This window comes from Roseateles sp. GW821-FHT09G09, assembly GCF_059415965.1.
In genome coordinates, this window is the sequence record NZ_JBWKOG010000020.1 from 2428 (window position 1) to 5665 (window position 3238).

At 53.5% G+C, this 3238-nt stretch carries 2 tRNA genes and 2 rRNA genes (1 of these 4 cut by a window edge); all 4 read right to left on the reverse strand.

From position 1 onward, the window contains the following. Positions 1–848 (reverse strand): 23S ribosomal RNA (locus tag AC07O8_RS27190) (it extends 2132 nt beyond the left edge of the window). A gap of 301 nt (positions 849–1149) precedes the next feature. Then, positions 1150–1225 (reverse strand) — tRNA-Ala (locus tag AC07O8_RS27195). Positions 1226–1244: 19 nt separating this feature from the next. Continuing rightward, positions 1245–1321, reverse strand: a tRNA-Ile gene (locus AC07O8_RS27200). Between the two features lie 181 nt (positions 1322–1502). Further along, positions 1503–3031 (reverse strand): 16S ribosomal RNA (locus tag AC07O8_RS27205). Together the 16S and 23S rRNA genes with 2 tRNA genes alongside form the textbook arrangement of a ribosomal RNA operon. Between the last annotated feature and the right edge of the window lie 207 nt (positions 3032–3238).

Here is a 3238-nt window from a genome sequence, read left to right on the forward strand (position 1 = left end):
GAAGGTAATACTTGAGGCACTACCTAAATAGTTTTCGGAGAGAACCAGCTATCTCCAAGTTTGTTTAGCCTTTCACCCCTATCCACAGCTCATCCGCTAGTTTTGCAACACTAGTCGGTTCGGACCTCCAGCACCTGTTACGGTACCTTCATCCTGGCCATGGATAGATCACTTGGTTTCGGGTCTACACCCAGCGACTAATTCGCCCTATTCGGACTCGATTTCTCTACGGCTACCCTATTCGGTTAACCTCGCCACTGAATGTAAGTCGCTGACCCATTATACAAAAGGTACGCAGTCACCCTTGCGGGCTCCTACTTTTTGTATGCATGCGGTTTCAGGATCTATTTCACTCCCCTCCCGGGGTTCTTTTCGCCTTTCCCTCACGGTACTTGTTCACTATCGGTCGATTACGAGTATTTAGCCTTGGAGGATGGTCCCCCCATATTCAGACAGGATTTCACGTGTCCCGCCCTACTCTATTCGTGCCTAGTTCCACAATCGACATTTCTCATACGGGGCTATCACCCGCTATGGCCGGACTTTCCATTCCGTTCTGATATGCCGACTGCTAAAACACGAGGGCTACTCCGATTTCGCTCGCCACTACTTTCGGAATCTCGGTTGATGTCTTTTCCTCGAGCTACTGAGATGTTTCAGTTCACCCGGTTCGCCTCGCACACCTATGTATTCAGTGTGCGATACCTCTAAACGAGGCGGGTTTCCCCATTCGGAAATCTCCGGATCAAAGCTTATTTGCCAGCTCCCCGAAGCTTATCGCAGGCTATCACGTCCTTCGTCGCCTGTAATCGCCAAGGCATCCACCACATGCACTTAGTCACTTGACCCTATAACTTTGACATCCGCAGATGTCGTCAAGGACAGATACTCGACAACTCGAGTATTCAATTGAGTATCACGCGTTCGCCGTTCTTCAATTTCTTCTCTTTTCAGAGTTGAAGTTTGTTGACGCAATCAAATGTCGCTGGCGGCACGGTGCCGCGCCCCTTTACGAAGCGCTAAGCTTTCCGCCAGCAACGCTGATTCGACTCTACGAATTGTTAAAGAACAACAGCCGACACGAATGTCGAGACTGGCAAACCACAGTGCCCGCTTGGACGCTGTGGTTTGCCACCCCTGTGAAGTGATTGGTGGAGGATGACGGGATCGAACCGACGACCCCCTGCTTGCAAAGCAGGTGCTCTCCCAGCTGAGCTAATCCCCCAAGATCTTGACGACCCTCGTGGTGGGTCTGGCTGGATTCGAACCAGCGACCCCCGCCTTATCAAGACGGTGCTCTAACCGACTGAGCTACAGACCCACGCGTTTCTTGCGTGCTCCTGCAATCGCGCCAACCGGCAAGGCCAGCTCGCCAGGCTCACGCGTTTTCTCACTCACTGTTGTGTGTCTACAGCCGATAAGTGTGGGCGCGCTGAACTCGCGTTTTGTGGACTCGACTCGATCATCTGGCCTGAGCCAAACAACGGTCTCGTCATCTCTAGAAAGGAGGTGATCCAGCCGCACCTTCCGATACGGCTACCTTGTTACGACTTCACCCCAGTCACGAACCCTGCCGTGGTAATCGCCCTCCTTGCGGTTAGGCTAACTACTTCTGGCAGAACCCGCTCCCATGGTGTGACGGGCGGTGTGTACAAGACCCGGGAACGTATTCACCGCGGCAAGCTGATCCGCGATTACTAGCGATTCCGACTTCACGCAGTCGAGTTGCAGACTGCGATCCGGACTACGACCGGGTTTCTGGGATTAGCTCCCCCTCGCGGGTTGGCAGCCCTCTGTCCCGGCCATTGTATGACGTGTGTAGCCCTACCCATAAGGGCCATGATGACCTGACGTCATCCCCACCTTCCTCCGGTTTGTCACCGGCAGTCTCATTAGAGTGCCCTTTCGTAGCAACTAATGACAAGGGTTGCGCTCGTTGCGGGACTTAACCCAACATCTCACGACACGAGCTGACGACGGCCATGCAGCACCTGTGTCCAGGTTCTCTTTCGAGCACTCCCACATCTCTGCAGGATTCCTGGCATGTCAAGGGTAGGTAAGGTTTTTCGCGTTGCATCGAATTAAACCACATCATCCACCGCTTGTGCGGGTCCCCGTCAATTCCTTTGAGTTTCAACCTTGCGGCCGTACTCCCCAGGCGGTCAACTTCACGCGTTAGCTACGTTACTGAGAAGAAACCCTCCCAACAACCAGTTGACATCGTTTAGGGCGTGGACTACCAGGGTATCTAATCCTGTTTGCTCCCCACGCTTTCGTGCATGAGCGTCAGTACAGGTCCAGGGGATTGCCTTCGCCATCGGTGTTCCTCCGCATATCTACGCATTTCACTGCTACACGCGGAATTCCATCCCCCTCTACCGTACTCTAGCCATGCAGTCACAAATGCAGTTCCCAGGTTGAGCCCGGGGATTTCACATCTGTCTTGCATAACCGCCTGCGCACGCTTTACGCCCAGTAATTCCGATTAACGCTTGCACCCTACGTATTACCGCGGCTGCTGGCACGTAGTTAGCCGGTGCTTATTCTTCAGGTACCGTCATGAACCCCCAGTATTAATAGGAGTCTTTTCTTCCCTGACAAAAGCGGTTTACAACCCGAAGGCCTTCTTCCCGCACGCGGCATGGCTGGATCAGGGTTGCCCCCATTGTCCAAAATTCCCCACTGCTGCCTCCCGTAGGAGTCTGGGCCGTGTCTCAGTCCCAGTGTGGCTGGTCGTCCTCTCAGACCAGCTACAGATCGTAGGCTTGGTAGGCCTTTACCCCACCAACTACCTAATCTGATATCGGCCGCTCCAATTGCGCGAGGTCTTGCGATCCCCCGCTTTCACCCTCAGGTCGTATGCGGTATTAGCTGCTCTTTCGAGCAGTTATCCCCCACAACTGGGCACGTTCCGATATATTACTCACCCGTTCGCCACTCGTCGCCAGGTTGCCCCGCGTTACCGTTCGACTTGCATGTGTAAGGCATGCCGCCAGCGTTCAATCTGAGCCAGGATCAAACTCTACAGTTCGATCTTGAATAAACTCAACGGAATCGAACAAAGACTATTCTCATAGCTTCATTCTTTCTTCCGTGAGCATCTAGCGATTTAACCTTCTCAGGTCGCTCGTCCAGACGCCCACGCTTATCGGCTGTAAATTCTTAAAGAACATCGAAGCAACTCTTCGCCTCAGGCTCTTCGCCTTCCGCCTTGCTTCGTCGCGTCGCTGATTTGTCG